Raw genomic sequence first — 16504 nt, 5'->3', positions numbered from 1 at the left:
AAAATCATTTGAATGATTTCTTCTTGGTCTACGTGCCATAAAATACTCCATATATTGATGTTTATAACATCATTTGAGGAGCAGAATATCACTTATAGGAGTTGTTCAAATTTACGGATCCATCTCTATTGGCTCAGATGCTCAAAGACCTATTTATGAGTTAGGTGATGGCTTACAACAAGCGATAATCTTAACTTATGAAGCTTATATAAAAAGTAAAGACAAAGCAGGCAATCCAAAAACACATGCCTTTTTTATAGAAGAACCGGAATTACATATGCACGCGGGTATGGTTCGTCAACTGATGAACTTCTACTTAAATGAGACTCCACATTATTATTTCTTTACGACACATTCCAATCATTTACTTGATATGGCAGATGAATCAGATCAAGTGATGATTCAAAAATTTGTTAAACAACCCAAAGCTGGTTCATCTAACAATTTTGATTTTAAAATTTATCGCTGCGACCGGGATCGTGACTTACTTGCTTCATTAGGTGTGCGTCCGTCTTCTGTCTATTTGGCAAACTGTACGATTTGGGTGGAAGGCATTACAGATCGGCTGTATATCACTAAATATATGGAAAAATATTTAGCTGAACTAGAGTCAGCTGATATGGAGCTTTATAAAAAATACCGTAGATTTATGCCGAACTATCACTATACGTTTGTGGAATATGCAGGCAGCAATTTATCTCATTGGTCTTTTGATGATGATTATCCTAAAACACGGGAAGAAAGAATCGAATTTTTAAAGCAAGACCGTGGTCAAAGTGCAACTGCTGTTGCAAGTGACATGCTATTAATTGCTGATGGCGACATACAAAAAAATTCTGAAAAAATAAAGTTCTTAAGAAAGGAATTAAATAAAGAAAATTTAATTATTTTGGATTGTAAAGAAACAGAAAATACTTTACCTAAAGATTCTATTCTTCGTGTAGCTCAGAAAAAGTTCAGTAATATGAAAAGGAAGACCTCTCAAGGATTTAATATCGAAAAGCTAGAGGGAATTAATTCATTAGATTATTTTGATCATAAAGATTATGGCATAGGAAAATTATTGGATGATCAAATACGAAATCCAAGAACTTCTGCTGAAAAAACTGCTTTTGCCGATGGTACAGGTGTAGGAACCATTAAATATAAACTAGATTTTTGTCGTGAAATCATCAAATATTTTGATGAAAATCCTGATTGGGAAATGACACCAAAAGCAAAGGATCTATGCATCCGAATTTTCAAACATATTGAAAAGTGTAATTCAAATTAGAAAAAGACCGCCTAAGCGGTCTTTTTTAATTAAACATTAAATCCAATATGTTTACCTGTAGGTAATTCGACATCAATACGAAGTTTCCCACCCATTGCTTCTACATATTTTTTCATGGTTGATATTTTTAAATCATTACCACGGTTTTCGATTGCAGAAAGCGAAGGCTGTTTAATCCCTAAAGTTTCTGCTAATTCTTTTTGAGACATTTCCAACTCTTCACGAATCATGTGAAGATGCTGTTCAAGCATCAGTTCTTCTGCCATTTGCTGAATACGAGCTTGGCTTTCAGCAGAGCGAGCTGCCAATAATTCTTGTAAACTTTTTGCCATGTTAGGAATCTCCTAAACTCTTTAAATGCAAAGTGTATTGCTCATCTGCAATTGCCAGCATTTCTGTATAAAAACGCTTTTTACCGCTTTTATCACCAATGCATAACACAATCGCTTGTCTTAACGGATCAAAAGCAAAGAAAGCTCGAATCGGTTTGCCACGGTGTTGCACACGAAGTTCTTTCATATTGGTATATTTAGAATCATATACAGTGTCCACCAAAGGTCGACCTAAGCTTGGTCCTTGTGATTGCAACACAACCAAAGCTGCCAAGACCTTTTCTTGTGTCGAATCGTCTTGCTGAGCAAGCCATTCATTAAATACATCTGTGGCCAATACTGTCCACATAGCACAACCAAAATATAGACTATAAGCTATATCATAATTTAATCGAGTAAACACTGCAAATAAAAAACCGTCCTTACGGACAGTCTTAAAATTCCCTCCTTTTTCAAAGGAGGGTCAGGGAGGATTATTTAAGCCACTGGCGCCAAGGTAAACAACACTTGTCCTGTTTTTACCGTTTGCCCTTTTTCAATGACAATCTCTTCCACCTTCATACGCTCAGGCGCAATAATTGGAATCTCAATCTTCATCGCTTCAATGACGGCTAACGTTGCCCCCTCTTCGACAATATCACCTGACTGACATTCAATTTTCCAAATTGAACCCGGCATATGCGACTCCACTGCACAGCCACCTTCAGGCACTTCAACACCTTCACTATCATCGACCGCATCTAAACTTTCAGAGACATATTCTGCAAGTCCTGCCTCATGCCAGCGACGACGTTCTTCATCAAAATTGGCTTGTTGGATGGATTTAAATGCTGAGATAGATTCGGCATTTTCAGTCAAGAATTCATTGTATTCTTTTAGGTTTAATACACCTTCTTCTACACGCAGTTTTAAGCGTCCTGCTTTAAAGTCCTCACGCATTTGCATGAGTTCAGTTTCAGACACTTCATAGAATTTAATTTGGTCGAAGAAGCGTAATAACCATGGCTTGCCTTGTTCAAAATCGGCATTTTTGCGGTAGCGTGACCACATTTGCGTAGTACGACCCACAAACTGATAGCCTCCCGGACCTTCCATACCATAAACACACATATACGCACCGCCAATACCGACAGCATTTTCAGGCGTCCATGTCCGTGCAGGGTTGTATTTAGTCGTCACTAAACGCTGGCGAGGATCAAGCGGTGTTGCCACAGGTGCACCTAAATACACATCGCCCAAACCCATGACCAAATAACTCGCGTCATATACCACATCTTTGACCGCTTGTTTGTCTTTTAAACCATTAATACGACGGATAAACTCAATATTGTCAGGACACCATGGTGCATCTGGACGTACCGTTTGCATATAACGCTCTGTCGCTAGCTGGGTTTGTGAATCCTCCCAAGCGAGTGGTAAATACACAGTCCGTGACGGTACTTGCATTTGGGTCACATCAGGCAGTTCAGCTTCCGCGACTTGTAGTAAACGCAATAAATCCAATTGATCAAGCTTGATCGAATCAAAATGAATTTGCAGTGAACGAATCCCCGGTGTGAGATCAATAATTCCTGTGATATTTTGCTTTTCAACCCATTGCATGAGTGCATGAATACGGAAACGTAGGTTTAAATCTAAAACCAACTCACCATATTCCACCAACATGTAGTTGTTGCCCGCAGGACGATACACCACATCTGGCAAGCCATTCTGACCTTTTAAAGTATCAAGCACCGCATTTTTTAAGGTGGAAAGTTCAGGATAAAATGACTCATCAAATGCCACAACCTGCGTATCAGATGCTTCTAATTGCGCATGATATTTTTCATTTAAGAGCTTAGCTTGATGATAACTCACAGGTATAAATCTGACTTTGTCTCCTGCTTTCAATTGACCAAGCTTCCAAAGCTCAGAATTAATCACCACGGCAGGACAAACAAAGCCTCCTAAACTTGGACCATCTGGACCGAGAATAATCGGCATATCGCCCGTGAAATCAATCGCACCAATCGCGTATGCATTGTCATGAATATTTGATGGATGCAAACCGGCTTCACCGCCATCCTCACGTGCCCATTCAGGTTTTGGACCAATCAAACGAATACCTGTACGGCTTGAGTTAAAGTGAATCTCAAAAGTATTGGCAAAGAAGGTATCAATGTCTTTTTTAGTAAAGAAGTCTGGTGCACCATGCGGGCCGTACATCACCGCAATTTCCCATTCATGGCTAAACGTTGGCACTTGTTCAGGGGCAAGCGTTTTCACTTCATCAGAGCTAAATCCCGTGATTGGTAACATATCACCAATCAGTAAGTTACGCCCTGCATGACCACCAAACTGACCCAAGGTGAAGGTTGCTTGTGAGCCGAGATATTCAGGTACATTTAAACCGCCTTTAATACCAATATAGGTACGGCAACCTGTCGCAATTTTGCCACATTTGAGCACCTGACCTTTACGCACATTCACGTTCTGCCACATCGGAACTTGAGCGCCATCTAGTGTTGATGGCATATCGCCCCCGGCAAGCACGATTTGGCTGTCACAATGGAATTTTAAAGTCGGACCTTGTAGCGTACATTCTAAGCCTGCAGTGTTATAGGCATTACCAAGTAACTGGTTTGCGACATTCAGTGATAGTGGATCAATGGCACCTGATGGTGGCACACCGACATCCCAGTACCCCAAACGACCTGTCACATCTTGCACAGAAGTTTGAATGCCTGATTGCAACACTTCAATTTTTTGAGTTTTCCACTCGAATGTATTTAAGAAACGTGTGGTTTGCGTACCGGCTTTAAATACATCGCAGTCGATAATATTTTGTAGATATTCAAGATTGGTTTCGATGCCTGCAACCGATGTTTTGGCAAGTGTTTCGGTCATGGCTTGAATTGCTGAATCGCGGTCATCTGCCGTGACAATGATTTTGGCAATCATCGGGTCATAAAATGATGAGACATTTGAACCCGTTTCCACCCACGTTTCATTACGCGCATTGGCATCAAATTCAACGTGCGTTAAAAGCCCTGCACTAGGTTGGAAGTTTTTGATTGGGTCTTCGGCATATAAACGCACTTGAATCGAATGACCTTTCGATTCAAGTTGTTCTGTTGGTGTAATCCAATCACCACTGCCTAAAGTCACCATCCATTCCACAAGATCGACACCAAACACTTGCTCTGTCACGCCATGTTCAACTTGCAGACGGGTATTCACTTCTAAGAAATAGAATTCCTGTGTGTCGGTATCCATCACAAACTCAACTGTACCTGCCGAACGGTAATTTACCGACTGCATCAGCCCAATCGCAATCGATTGAATATAAGCACGTTGCTCATCATTGATATGTGGTGCTGGGGTTTCTTCCACAACTTTTTGATTACGGCGCTGTACCGAACAATCGCGCTCGCCAAGTGCCAAGACTAAGCCTTTGCCATCACCAAAAATTTGCACTTCGATATGACGTGCATTTTGTACAAATTTCTCAAGGTACAAACCCGCATCTTTAAAGTTGGCTTGGGCAAGATATGAAACCGTAGAATAAGCATCTTTCAACTCTTCTTCATTCCACACCAAACGCATACCAATACCGCCACCGCCTGCGGTACTTTTCAGCATCACAGGATAACCAATACGTTTAGCTTCCGTTAAGGCTTCGGCTTCATCTGCCAAAAGCTGACTGCCCGGAAGAAGTGGTACATTGGCTTGAATTGCAAGTTCACGTGCAATATGTTTTAAGCCAAATGATTTCATTTGTGCCGAATTTGGCCCTAAAAATACAATGCCTTGCGCTTCACACAGATCACAAAATTCTGCATTTTCAGACAAGAAGCCATAGCCGGGATGAATCGCTTCTGCACCTGTTTGCTTTGCAACTTCTAAAATTTTATCGACATTTAAATAGCTTTGGCTGGCAGGACTATCACCAATAAATACCGCTTCATCAGCTAAGGTCACATGCAAAGAATCACGATCTGCTTCTGAATACACTGCAACGGACTGAATGCCTAATTTTTTCAGTGTACGGATCACACGGCAAGCGATTGCACCACGGTTGGCAATGAGGACTTTATTGAACATGGTATTACTCCTCGCCTTCACGAATGATCAATTGAATTTTTGTTGGGTTATAGGCATTACATGGGTTATTCAGTTGTGGGCAGTTTGAGATCAATACGACCAAATCCATTTCGGCTTTAATCTCTACATATTTTCCCGGTGCAGAAATACCGTCATCAAATTTCAAATGTCCCTCAGCGGTCACAGGCACATTCATAAAGAAGTTAATATTTGGGCCGATATGGCGCACGTTTAAGCCATGTTTTTTTGCAATCGGATGTTGTGACAACGCAATCATGAAATTATTACGGCAACTGTGCATTGGAAATTTGTCATGTGCATAGCGAACAGTGTTGCTTTCACATGAACATGCACCGCCTAAGGTGTCATGACGGCCACAATTATCGTCATGGATGGTAGCAATTTTTTTGCCAAAGTTAGTGTATAGCGCCGTGCCTTTTTCTAAATAAATCTGTTGGTTAATCGCTAAAGTATCCGTCGCGCTATAACGCTCTTCAGGGTTTTGGCTAGAGATAAATAGCGTATCCACCGCTTGATTGCCTTCGAGGTCAACGATACGGAAATATTGCCCTTTTTTGACTTCGCACATCCAAGCTTCGCCGGCAGGACATACTTCGCTTAACACTGATTTTTCAAAATTTTGTGTTGGATTTACTAATGCAGTCATGATCATTCCCCTCAAGCCGTTAAAGCGTAATAGCGTTTATTATTTTGAAAAGCACGTTGATTTTGCGGGCAAGAATCACGGCAAACATCGGTGTCTGCCAAAGGCAACGCCTTAAATAAACTTAGTTGTACATCAGCAGGGTTATATTCTTCTGCTTGAGATAATCCATGTGGTGCACTAGATAAAAAGACCAAACAATCCATTTCAAAGCGCAGTTCAATGACTTGATTTGTATTGTCCGATGCAACATAACTTAAGTTGCCATTGTCATCAGGTTGAACTTTAGAGAATAAATTTAAGGTACTGCTGAGGTCAGTTGCAGATAAGCCAAACTTGGTCATTTCAAGCAATAAGCTATCTTTGCCATTACGGTACATATCATTACGGGCATCTTGGAAAGTTTTTGAACCAAATTGTTGTTCGATTTGTTGTGCGGTACTTGGTGCACAAAAAGCATCATTCCAAGCATGATCATCTTTCACAATCGAGATCATGGCACGGCCTAAATCCGATGCCAAAATATGACCCGTACTTAAATATGCCGTGTGCTGCCCTTTAAGACTATCTGGCATGTTGTAGCGTTCAAGCTTATCTTCACTATTTACACAGTACAGTGCCACATTGGCATTTTGCCCTAGCGATTTAAGCTGTAATACTGCCCCACGCTGAATACGCGCTGACCAGTGGTGTCCACCCGGTAAAAGTTCAGTCCATAGTGCTTTATCGTCATGATAATGTATTGTGCTCATTGCAGCCTCTGCCTAATTCTTAACTGTTTACCTCCCGGGCTTTTATCCCTCCGTGCAGCTTTGCTTTGAATTAAAACGAAGCCGTGAACTCTCGGTCGCGGTCATACATGAAGATGTATCGGAACCCTAGATCACTTTATGATGTATGTAGAAATGCAAAGGCTGTGCCAATTTAGTATTACCAATTTATATAAACGTAATACTGCTATTTATTAGACTTTTTTATAGTATTGAGCTATAGCATGACCAAATCGGGTGCAGCCCATGCACAAAATTGCTGCAAAAATTGCAAAAAAAAAAGCCCAAAATCATTTTTGGGCTTTATGTAATGCATAAAAATTATTTTACCAATATCTCATGGAACATATGACGTAGCCATTGATGGCTGGTTTTATGATGGCAAGACATATGCCAATATTGCTTCACGCCATAGGTTGGAAATGCAATCGGTGCGTCAAATATTTTTAAGTTGCCGCGCGAAAGCAATACTTCACTCAAGTAATACGGCACAGTAGCAATCGCATCAGTGTCTTGCACGACTAAGCCTACACCTAAATAACTAGGTAAACGCATCAAAATATCACGTTTTAAATCAAGGTTAAGCAGCTCATTTTCAATATGGTAGTGCCCCATCCCTGCATCAATATCAATGTGCGACTCTGATAAATATTGCTCAGTTGTAATGGTGTCACCCTTTAATCGTGGATGATCCTTAGCTGCAATCACCACATAATATTGCTCAAACAGTTTTTGCTGATAAAAGCCGCTTTCCAAATGCGGTAAAAAACCCAATGCTAAATCAATTTCACCATTCGCCATTTGATAACTGGTTTCAGTGGTAATCGGTCGTACATTTAGACGTATTTGTGGCGCGTGTTTTTTTAGATATTGGCTGATTTTAGGCAATAAAACCAAATGAGAAACATCGGTCATAGCTAGAGTAAATTGTTGATCTGAAATGGCTTGATCAAAATTAATCGTAAAATTATTAATGGCTTCGACTTTACTCAAGGCTTCGCTGACTAAAGGAAATAATTGACGCGATAACTCCGTAGGCACCATTTCATTGCCGATACGTAAAAATAAGGGGTCGTTATAATGCTGTCGTATTTTATTTAAAATATTACTGACTGTAGGCTGGCTCATTTGCAAGTGTTCAGCAGCTTGCGATACATTTTTGTACTTATAAACATGAAAAAAAATGCTAAGAAGTTTACAGTCCAATTCAAACACGAAAAATTTAGTCCCTAATTAAATATTGCAAGTTATGCTGTGCATCATCTGCTGAATTATACAAAAAGCCAATAACGAAATATTACTTTTATTGCAGATGAAACGCCAGTTTAGCCTGCTCAGTTGCAATCAGCTTTTCAACACTCCAATCAGTCAGCATAATAGACACAGCTCCAATTTGGATATCAACATGCTTCAAGGAAAAAAACTGGTTTGTTTTGATTTAGATGGCACACTTATCGACTCTGTTGGTGTGTGGAATCAGGTCGATGCAGATTTGATTCAACAGTTAACTGGACAAACCATCCAACTCGGTTTAATTCAACGTGAACGTGACATTCAGCTGCAATTATTTAAAAACACACCAGACCCTTACTTAATGTACTGTAACTATCTAAAAGATATTTATAAGATTGAACAATACACAGCAGATCAAATCAAACAGCAACGATATGCCATTTCACAGCATTTTTTAGAACATATCATCTTGCTTAAACCACATGCAGCGTTATTTGTTCAACAGCTCATTCAGCAAGGCATTCAGGTGGCAATTACCACCACGACCAGCTTGCAAAATATTTATCGATATCAAAAAAATATCAACATTTATCCAAAGCTGCATTTTGAAAATACTTTTGATCTGATCCTGACCCGTGAAAGTGTCAAAAATATTAAGCCGCATCCTGAAGTCTATTTACAGGCGATTGAACATTTTGCAGTAAAACCTGAAGAATGTTTAATTTTTGAAGATTCGCTCATTGGTGTAGAAGCCGCAAATGCCGCAGGCATTGAAGTCGTTGCCGTGTATGACGCATATTCAGAGCACGAAATTGAGCAAATCAAAAATAAAGCGGATTACTTTATCCATGATTTCTCTTCTGTCTTAAACTAATGACTAGTAATCAATCATTCGCTTTAGAGTTAAAAAAAGCAGCCCAATTTAGAGGCTGCTTTTGATATTTTTGCATCAATAGATAATTGATCTATTTTACTTTTTTATAAATGGATCCAGATCCGACTAAATTTCCAGTTTTTTCGTCAATTGCAAATTCAACAGCACCTGTCCCAGAGTTTAAAGCGAGTAAACCAGATTCAGCGACAGATGCAGGTACAGGATTTTTCTTTTCAGATTTACCACTTTGTTTATCTTTTAAAGTATTGGTAATGAAATAGTTTTCACCATTTTTACTAATAATCAACGCATTTTCAAGTTGCGGATCTACTGCGGTATTTTGCCATGTTCCAGCATAATCAGGCGCTGGACTTTGTTTACATGCAGTGAGGAGAACTGCGAACAACATCGCAAAAAAAATTGAATCTTTTTCAAAATACTGACCTTCTTTGTCAATGAATTTTGCATTATAGAAAGCCTTGAACAGAACTTAAGACCGTTCGTGTTGTGCAAAAGTTTCAAACCAAGTGCTGCTGTTTTTCTTTTGTCATGTTTTGAAACATTTGTAGTCTTTCATAAAAAATAAGCCCACTTGATCATGGGCTTATTTAAAAATTTTCAATCTTTAGATTTATACGATTTGACGCATTGAACCAGTTTCTTCAAAAGTGGCATGCCAAAATAAAGCCTCTTTTAAAATATGCGGCGTTTGACCACCACGCTCACATGCGCGTTCAAAGTAGCTCAACAATGCTGCGCGATAATCTGGATGCGCACAGATTTCAATGACTTTACGTGCACGCTCACGTGGTGAAAGACCACGTAAATCTGCCAAGCCCTGCTCTGTAACCACGATATCAACGTCATGGTCAGTATGGTCGGTATGACTCACCATTGGGACTACAGATGAAATCGCACCGCCTTTTGCAATCGACTTGGTTACGAAAATGGCAATGTGCGCATGACGAGTAAAGTCTCCAGAACCACCAATACCATTCATCATTTTGGTACCCGTCACATGGGTCGAATTTACGTTTCCGTAAATATCAAACTCAAGCGCCGTATTAATCGCGATAATGCCTAAACGTCGAATGATTTCAGGGTTATTGGATAGCTCTTGTGGACGTAACACAATTTTGTCTTTGTACTGATCAAAATTGTTCATCACGCGCTGTGCGCAAGGCTCAGACAACGTCATTGAACAGCCTGAAGCAAATTTCATTTTTCCAGAATCAATTAGCTGGAAAGTACAGTCTTGTAGTACTTCTGAATACATTTCCAAATCATGAAAATTCGAATGCTCAAAACCGGCAAATACAGCGTTGGCAATCGAACCCACACCTGACTGTAGCGGGCCTAAATTTTCAGGCAAACGCCCTGCTGCGACTTCACCTTCAAAGAAATCAATCAGATGCTGAGCAATCGCTAGGGTTTCAGCATCAGGTTCATCCATTTTAAACTGGGTATCTGGCAGATCATTCAACACAATAGCTGAAATCTTATCGGGGCTGACATTGATCCCAATCGTACCGATACGTTCACCGACCTGAGTCAGTGGAATTGGCCCACGGTTTGGTCGCGCTTTCGGCACATAAATATCATGTACACCTTCTAGCACTGGGTTAATCGTATTATCAATTTCAATAATCACATGATCTGCCATTTCAATGAAATTGGCTGAGTTACCACATGAACCTGTCGGAATAATTTGACCATCTTCGGTAATTGCAGTCGCTGCAATAACGGCCACATTAATGCGCGGTAAATTATGATGACGAATATTGTCAGCCATTTCAGACAAGTGTTGGTCAATATACATGACCTCGCCAGCGTTAATGGCTTTACGTAAACCAGGATCTGCCTGATACGGATAACGACGTTCTATTGCATGTGCCGCATTGAGACGACCATCGATACTATTTCCTAAACTAGCACCCGTTGCCAAAGTGATACGAAGAGGATGTGAAACTGCATGATCTGCAAGCGCCAAAGGAACCGTCTTTGCCTCACCTGCACCACCAAAACCACTTAAACCAACCACTGAACCATCTTGAATTAACTCAATCGCTTTTTCAGCAGACATCACTTTGTCGCGAAGGGAGAGTAAGCGAATGCGATCTAAACCATTCATAATTAAATCTCAAAAAATAAATATCTCAAAATAAACATCTTTTTTCGCCATCCCAGCGAACTGAGATAGCGTTTGTTATTGCTTATCTAAAAACGTACTTATCTAAAAGCTTACTTATATAAATTGAGGCAAATTAAATCAGTTCAACCGCAATTGCAGTTGCTTCACCGCCACCAATACACAGTGCTGCGACACCTTTTTTACCGCCAGTGCGTTTTAAGGCATGAATCAGCGTCACAATAATACGTGAACCTGATGAACCTAGTGGGTGACCAAGTGAGCAAGCACCACCATGAATGTTCACTTTTGCTTCATCTAAGTTAAATCCATCAATCGCCAGCATTGTAACCATAGCAAATGCTTCATTGACTTCCCACAGGTCAACCTCTTGTGCATCCCAACCCGCTTGTGCAAGCACTTTCTCAATAGCACCGACTGGAGCAATCGTGAACTCTGACGGATGCTGTGAATTTGTGGCATAAGCAACGACTTTTGCTAGTGGTTTTAAACCACGTGCTTGAGCCGTTTCTTCTGATGTAACCACCAAAGCAGATGCACCGTCAGAAATTGAGCTGGCATTGGCAGCTGTGATCGTGCCGTCTTTTTTGAATGCAGGACGCAGTGTTGGGATTTTTTCAGGCTTAGCACTTAATGGCTGTTCATCTGTGTCAACAACGACGTCACCTTTACGGCTTTTAACAGTAACGGGCACGATTTCATTTTTGAAGAAACCGCCTTGAATCGCGGCAACGGCTTTATTGAGTGAGTTGATGGCAAAAGCATCTTGCTGTTCACGGGTATAGCCTTTTTTATCTGCCATATCTTGTGCCAGAATACCCATCGATAAACCTGTCTCAGCATCTTCTAAGCCTTCTTGGAACATGTGATCTGTGGTTTTACCATGACCCATACGATAGCCTGAACGCGCTTTTTCAAGTAAATATGGCGCATTTGACATCGACTCCATACCACCAGCAACCACAATATTAGCAGAACCGGCTTTAATCGCATCAGCTGCTTGCATCACCGCCTTCATGCCTGAACCACAAATTTTATTAATCGTGGTGGCACCCGTTGTATCTGGTAAGCCTGCTTGACGCATCGCTTGGCGTGCAGGACCTTGTTTAAGACCAGCCGGTAATACACAGCCAAAAATAACTTCGTCAATATCTGTAGGTTCTAAACCTGCACGTGCAACAACAGCCTGAATCGCTGCAGCACCTAAGTCTGGGGCTGTACAAGATGAAAGTGAACCCTGAAAACCACCCATCGCTGTACGTACGCCATCTACAATAACAATCATTTCTTATTTCATCCTGTTTTAAATCTTTTAACCCCAAGGAACCATGACTGGTTCCTCAGATTTTCCATCTTAATGTTTTTCACAGTGGTTTCGATGAAACCTTAAGATTGAGCGGTGAAGTATTCTTCAGATAGCTGCATGATAAGTTCAGAACCTGCTTTAATGCGTTGAGCACGAGCAGCAAGGTCAGGTAGAACTTTCTCAACATAGAAATCTGCGAGTACCAGTTTGTTTTGGAAGAAGCTCTCTGGTTTTGCAGCCGCAGCTTTGCTAATACGCGCAAACATATACACAAAGCTGAGTAAACCAACAGCGTGCAGGTAATCGACTGCCACCGAACTGCTAAAGTCTGGGGTGGTCTTAGATTGTTCTACAATGAATTGCGTTAATGCTTCAACTTCGTCAGAAACTTGCAATGCTGCAGATTTAACTTTTGAATCAGCCATGGTTGCAGCAAAGTCACGAATTTCAGCAATGTATTCGGCAATAAATGCACCATTACATTTCGTGGTTTTGCGTCCAATTAAATCAATCGCTTGTACGCCATTTGTGCCTTCGTAAATCTGTGAAATACGTAAGTCACGAATGCATTGCTCCATACCCCATTCACGGATATAGCCATGACCACCAAAGCACATTTGCGCTTCTAAAGTAGCTTGTAGGGCTGTATCTGTTAGGTAGGCTTTTGCAATAGGTGTCAATAAAGCCACGCGGTCATTGGCTTTTTTCACTGCAGCTTCGTCAGTTGAATATTTTGTAATATCCAGTTGCTGGCCAACATACACAGCAAATGCACGAGATGCTTCGTTGTTGGCGCGTACATTCAACAACATACGACGTACATCACCATGTACTAAAATAGAGTCTGCTGGTTTTTCAGGAGATTTCACACCTGTCGCAGAACGACCTTGTAGACGATCAGTCGCATACTGTGCAGCATTTTGGTAAGCAAATTCTGCAGCGCCAATCCCTTGGATACCCATCGATAAACGTTCATAGTTCATCATGACAAACATCGCCGCAAGACCTTCGTTTTCTTTACCAACGATATAACCTTTGGCACCATCAAAGTTCATAACACACGTTGCAGAACCTTTAATACCCATCTTGTGTTCAATTGAACCCGCTGAAACAGCATTACGTTCACCGACTGAGCCATCGGCATTGACATGGAATTTTGGAACGATAAACAATGAAATACCACGTGAACCCGCAGGTGCATTTGGCGTTTTTGCTAACACAAGATGGATGATGTTTTCACACAGATCATGTTCACCACTGGTGATGAAAATTTTCGTGCCTGTAATATTAAATGAACCATCTTCATTCGGCTCTGCTTTGGTTTTAATGATCCCCAAATCAGTCCCTGAATGTGGTTCAGTTAAACACATAGTGCCTGACCATTCACCCGTATAAAATTTTGGAAGATAGGTTTCTTTTTGCTCTTGCGAAGCACGGTCATTAATCGCCATACCTGCACCCACAGTCAGTAGTGGATACAACATAAATGATGGATTGGTACTCCAAATCATTTCGTCAGCAAGTACTGTCAACATTTTCGGCATGTTTTGGCCGCCCCATTCTTCAGAAGCGCCTAAACCCACCCAGCCACCTTCAGCGAATTGTTTAAAAGCGTCTTTAAACCCTGTAGGCGTAGTAACAACACCATTACTAAACTGCGCACCACCTTCTTCATCTGCAGTACGGTTCAAGTCTAGAATAACGTTTTTAGAAAACTTAGCCATTTCTTCTAAAATGGCATTTGCAGTCGCCATATCAATATGAGCTAAGTTTTCATTTGACTGCCAGAACTCATCTGCATTGAATACATCATTTAAGATGAAGTCCATGTCCTTTAACGGCGCATTGTATATTGGCATTGTACTTTCCTTTTCTACAGGCTTTGTCAGCGTCTTTGACAAAGTACTTTTTTAAAGTTGCACGCTCCCGCACAAAATCATCAAATCAATTTTGTGTGGATTTTTTAAAGATCTGTTTTTTCAGATAGATATCTAAAAAGAATATAGATAATGTGTTTTTACCGACAAGTGAAAAATAACCACCTGATATTTTGAGCAGCATTATTTTATTACACTTAAATAAATTTATTGAGTTGACTAAATTTATAATTGGTAATTGATTAAAACCAAACATAATAGTACCCATAATCATGTTTAATTTAGGTTGTATTAATAACATAACAACCAAGACCGTTTTGTTAAATGCTGCTTTTGTTGTAAAAGCGAAAAGACAATAAATTAAAAAAAATAAAAATGGAATTTTATTTCAAAAAAATGACCTCAAGGGTTCAGTTTTATTGACATTAATTTTATGCTATGAATTCTATATGCTTTACGCACTCTACTAATGTGTTTATTTTTAAACCAATTTATGTAATATTTGAGACCATAGTGGAATGTAAGATTCACAAGATTTAGCTTAAGCTAGGCTTGTTCACCCTCAAGCTGTTTATGGAACAGGTATCATGAGTTCAGTACGCCAACAAAATTTTATCCTTCGCAAGGAAAAAATTTTAGCCATGGCAGAAACCCTGCTATTAGATAATAATCAAGACATCACCTTAAGTGAGTTAGCTTGTGAACTAGATATTGCCAAAGGTACGATTTATAAACATTTTAAAAGTAAAAACCAATTATATTTAGAACTGATTATCTTAAATGAAAAACGATTATTAGAAATTTCAAAAAAATATAATCATGATATTAAAACTTATGTTTCACAATATATGCTTTATAATATGTTGAATTCTAATAGAACTATATTATTACATGTCATTGAAGAACGCTTAACTAATAATGAACGTAAATTAAAAGAGTTATTTGAAGAGCTCTATCGTGTTCGTGAAGAACGTATTATTGAAATTAAGGATATGACCAGTGATTATTTAAAATCACTTGAAAGCGCAATGTCGATTCGTGATTATTTATCCTATATTTGGACGGTCACTTATGGTGCGTCCCTACTCCTCAATTCAACGCATTATCAAAAATCAATCGGTTCACGTGAACGTTTAATCAAGCTATATATTAATCAGGCGCTGATGACGCCAGATAAAATTTCAGCCGTATAAAATTGATTTATAAATAAAAAAATCCGAACAATTGTTCGGCTTTTTTTATACATTAGACAATATCTAAGTTATGCAATCACAGGTGGGAAACCATCTTCGGTTAAAGCGCTAATCAATTGCTCTGCACTAGCACTGGATTCAACCTCAACTAATTTAGTGGCTACATCAATAGTGACCGTTGCATTTTCATCTAAGTCTTTAATCGTTGCTGTCACGCTACGTGCGCAACCACCACATGTCATATTATCAATACGAAATTTCATGCTGTTCATCCTTCTTTTCTAATAACAACACTATAAACCTTGCCACGATTGTAAGGTCAAGCGGGTTTAAATCTTTGCTGTATGGCAGCACTCAGCCATGCCCGTTTCGATTTGATTTAAAATCGTACAATCGGCTTGATCATTACCGGCACAGCCATCGACGGACTGTTGCAAGATCTCAACCATGGCCTGTAAGTCTGCGATTTTTTGATTTAAGGTCTGGATATGTTTTAACGCCAATGATTTAACTTCAACACTTTGCCGACTTTGATTTTTCCAAAGTCCAAGTAAATCTTTCATTTGTTCAGAAGAAAAACCTAAATCACGCGCATGTCTCAAGAAACTCAAGGTTTTAATATCGGCTTCCGAGTAAATTCGATAGCCTGCATCGGTGCGCTGTGCATTATTTAACAGCCCAATCGATTCATAATAACGGATCATTTTTGCAGAAATGCCCGAAGCTTTTGCTGCTTGTCCAATATTCATC

General features: G+C 39.8%; 14 protein-coding genes, 1 pseudogene and 1 riboswitch. Of the genes and pseudogenes, 3 read left to right on the top strand and 12 right to left on the bottom strand.

All coding sequences use genetic code 11. From position 1 onward, the window contains the following. Positions 1–118: 118 nt before the first annotated feature. A pseudogene (locus FTU83_RS12935) lies at positions 119–1273 on the top strand (ATP-dependent endonuclease); the annotation flags it as partial. 29 nt (positions 1274–1302) lie between these two features. Here the strand turns inward: FTU83_RS12935 and FTU83_RS12930 are convergent. The 6 genes from FTU83_RS12930 to FTU83_RS12905 form a co-directional block, all read right to left on the bottom strand. Then, positions 1303–1605, bottom strand: a complete 303-nt coding sequence (locus tag FTU83_RS12930; protein ID WP_180041501.1) for a helix-turn-helix domain-containing protein — start codon at positions 1603–1605, stop codon at positions 1303–1305. A gap of 1 nt (position 1606) precedes the next feature. After that, on the bottom strand, positions 1607–1954 hold the full coding sequence (locus tag FTU83_RS12925) for a type II toxin-antitoxin system RelE/ParE family toxin (RefSeq protein WP_180041500.1): 348 nt from the start codon (positions 1952–1954) through the stop codon (positions 1607–1609). 128 nt (positions 1955–2082) lie between these two features. Continuing rightward, positions 2083–5688 carry an urea carboxylase gene (gene uca / locus FTU83_RS12920; protein ID WP_180106787.1) on the bottom strand — a complete coding sequence of 1202 codons (3606 nt, stop codon included), beginning with the start codon at positions 5686–5688 and terminating at the stop codon, positions 2083–2085. A gap of 4 nt (positions 5689–5692) precedes the next feature. Further along, a complete protein-coding gene (locus tag FTU83_RS12915) occupies positions 5693–6355 on the bottom strand; it encodes an urea amidolyase associated protein UAAP2 (protein ID WP_180106789.1) in 663 nt (220 codons plus the stop codon). Between the two features lie 11 nt (positions 6356–6366). Beyond that, entirely contained in the window at positions 6367–7104 is a 738-nt protein-coding gene (locus FTU83_RS12910) for an urea amidolyase associated protein UAAP1 (RefSeq protein ID WP_180106791.1), read from the bottom strand. 29 nt (positions 7105–7133) lie between these two features. Then, a riboswitch (guanidine-I (ykkC/yxkD leader) is annotated at positions 7134–7245 on the bottom strand. 198 nt (positions 7246–7443) lie between these two features. Further along, on the bottom strand, positions 7444–8337 hold the full coding sequence (locus tag FTU83_RS12905; RefSeq protein WP_168377518.1) for a LysR substrate-binding domain-containing protein: 894 nt from the start codon (positions 8335–8337) through the stop codon (positions 7444–7446). 190 nt (positions 8338–8527) lie between these two features. On the opposite strand from FTU83_RS12905, the gene FTU83_RS12900 reads away from it, so the two are divergent. Further along, positions 8528–9229: an HAD family phosphatase gene (locus FTU83_RS12900; protein ID WP_180106793.1), complete on the top strand. Its 702-nt coding sequence runs from the start codon at positions 8528–8530 to the stop codon at positions 9227–9229. Between the two features lie 91 nt (positions 9230–9320). Here FTU83_RS12900 and FTU83_RS12895 read toward each other — a convergent pair whose 3' ends face one another. From FTU83_RS12895 to FTU83_RS12880, 4 genes are all read right to left on the bottom strand, one after another. Further along, a complete protein-coding gene (locus FTU83_RS12895; protein ID WP_180048939.1) occupies positions 9321–9638 on the bottom strand; it encodes a hypothetical protein in 318 nt (105 codons plus the stop codon). Between the two features lie 222 nt (positions 9639–9860). Further along, positions 9861–11360, bottom strand: a complete 1500-nt coding sequence (locus FTU83_RS12890) for a succinate CoA transferase (RefSeq protein WP_180106795.1) — start codon at positions 11358–11360, stop codon at positions 9861–9863. Positions 11361–11493: 133 nt separating this feature from the next. Then, on the bottom strand, positions 11494–12663 hold the full coding sequence (locus FTU83_RS12885; protein ID WP_180008861.1) for a thiolase family protein: 1170 nt from the start codon (positions 12661–12663) through the stop codon (positions 11494–11496). 101 nt (positions 12664–12764) lie between these two features. Beyond that, positions 12765–14543 carry an acyl-CoA dehydrogenase C-terminal domain-containing protein gene (locus FTU83_RS12880; RefSeq protein ID WP_180041492.1) on the bottom strand — a complete coding sequence of 593 codons (1779 nt, stop codon included), beginning with the start codon at positions 14541–14543 and terminating at the stop codon, positions 12765–12767. Positions 14544–15148: 605 nt separating this feature from the next. Here FTU83_RS12880 and FTU83_RS12875 point away from each other — a divergent pair. Next, the gene (locus FTU83_RS12875) at positions 15149–15754 is read left to right on the top strand and encodes a TetR/AcrR family transcriptional regulator (RefSeq protein ID WP_078190941.1); all 606 of its coding nucleotides are present in this window, start codon (positions 15149–15151) and stop codon (positions 15752–15754) included. A 68-nt stretch (positions 15755–15822) separates the two neighbouring features. On the opposite strand, the gene FTU83_RS12870 is transcribed toward FTU83_RS12875, so the two are convergent. Together FTU83_RS12870 and cueR are read right to left on the bottom strand one after the other, a co-directional pair. After that, entirely contained in the window at positions 15823–16017 is a 195-nt protein-coding gene (locus FTU83_RS12870) for a heavy-metal-associated domain-containing protein (protein WP_180003680.1), read from the bottom strand. 66 nt (positions 16018–16083) lie between these two features. Continuing rightward, the gene (gene cueR, locus FTU83_RS12865; RefSeq protein ID WP_168377524.1) at positions 16084–16503 is read right to left on the bottom strand and encodes a Cu(I)-responsive transcriptional regulator; all 420 of its coding nucleotides are present in this window, start codon (positions 16501–16503) and stop codon (positions 16084–16086) included. Between the last annotated feature and the right edge of the window lies 1 nt (position 16504).

Origin of the sequence: Acinetobacter sp. YH12152 (genome assembly GCF_013418285.1) — a bacterium.
GTDB lineage: Bacteria > Pseudomonadota > Gammaproteobacteria > Pseudomonadales > Moraxellaceae > Acinetobacter > Acinetobacter amyesii.
Note: the sequence above shows the minus strand (reverse complement) of the source record. Positions and strands in the feature narration are given on the sequence as shown.

What these genes read in the sequence shown, in the direction of transcription:
- FTU83_RS12930 (WP_180041501.1), bottom strand. Translation starts at nt 1,605, where the DNA reads ATGGCAAAAAGTTTACAAGAATTATTGGCAGCTCGCTCTGCTGAAAGC.
- FTU83_RS12925 (WP_180041500.1), bottom strand. Translation starts at nt 1,954, where the DNA reads ATGTGGACAGTATTGGCCACAGATGTATTTAATGAATGGCTTGCTCAG.
- uca (WP_180106787.1), bottom strand. Translation starts at nt 5,688, where the DNA reads ATGTTCAATAAAGTCCTCATTGCCAACCGTGGTGCAATCGCTTGCCGT.
- FTU83_RS12915 (WP_180106789.1), bottom strand. Translation starts at nt 6,355, where the DNA reads ATGACTGCATTAGTAAATCCAACACAAAATTTTGAAAAATCAGTGTTA.
- FTU83_RS12910 (WP_180106791.1), bottom strand. Translation starts at nt 7,104, where the DNA reads ATGAGCACAATACATTATCATGACGATAAAGCACTATGGACTGAACTT.
- FTU83_RS12900 (WP_180106793.1), top strand. Translation starts at nt 8,528, where the DNA reads ATGCTTCAAGGAAAAAAACTGGTTTGTTTTGATTTAGATGGCACACTT.
- FTU83_RS12895 (WP_180048939.1), bottom strand. Translation starts at nt 9,638, where the DNA reads ATGTTGTTCGCAGTTCTCCTCACTGCATGTAAACAAAGTCCAGCGCCT.
- FTU83_RS12890 (WP_180106795.1), bottom strand. Translation starts at nt 11,360, where the DNA reads ATGAATGGTTTAGATCGCATTCGCTTACTCTCCCTTCGCGACAAAGTG.
- FTU83_RS12885 (WP_180008861.1), bottom strand. Translation starts at nt 12,663, where the DNA reads ATGATTGTTATTGTAGATGGCGTACGTACAGCGATGGGTGGTTTTCAG.
- FTU83_RS12880 (WP_180041492.1), bottom strand. Translation starts at nt 14,543, where the DNA reads ATGCCAATATACAATGCGCCGTTAAAGGACATGGACTTCATCTTAAAT.
- FTU83_RS12875 (WP_078190941.1), top strand. Translation starts at nt 15,149, where the DNA reads ATGAGTTCAGTACGCCAACAAAATTTTATCCTTCGCAAGGAAAAAATT.
- FTU83_RS12870 (WP_180003680.1), bottom strand. Translation starts at nt 16,017, where the DNA reads ATGAAATTTCGTATTGATAATATGACATGTGGTGGTTGCGCACGTAGC.
- cueR (WP_168377524.1), bottom strand. Translation starts at nt 16,503, where the DNA reads ATGAATATTGGACAAGCAGCAAAAGCTTCGGGCATTTCTGCAAAAATG.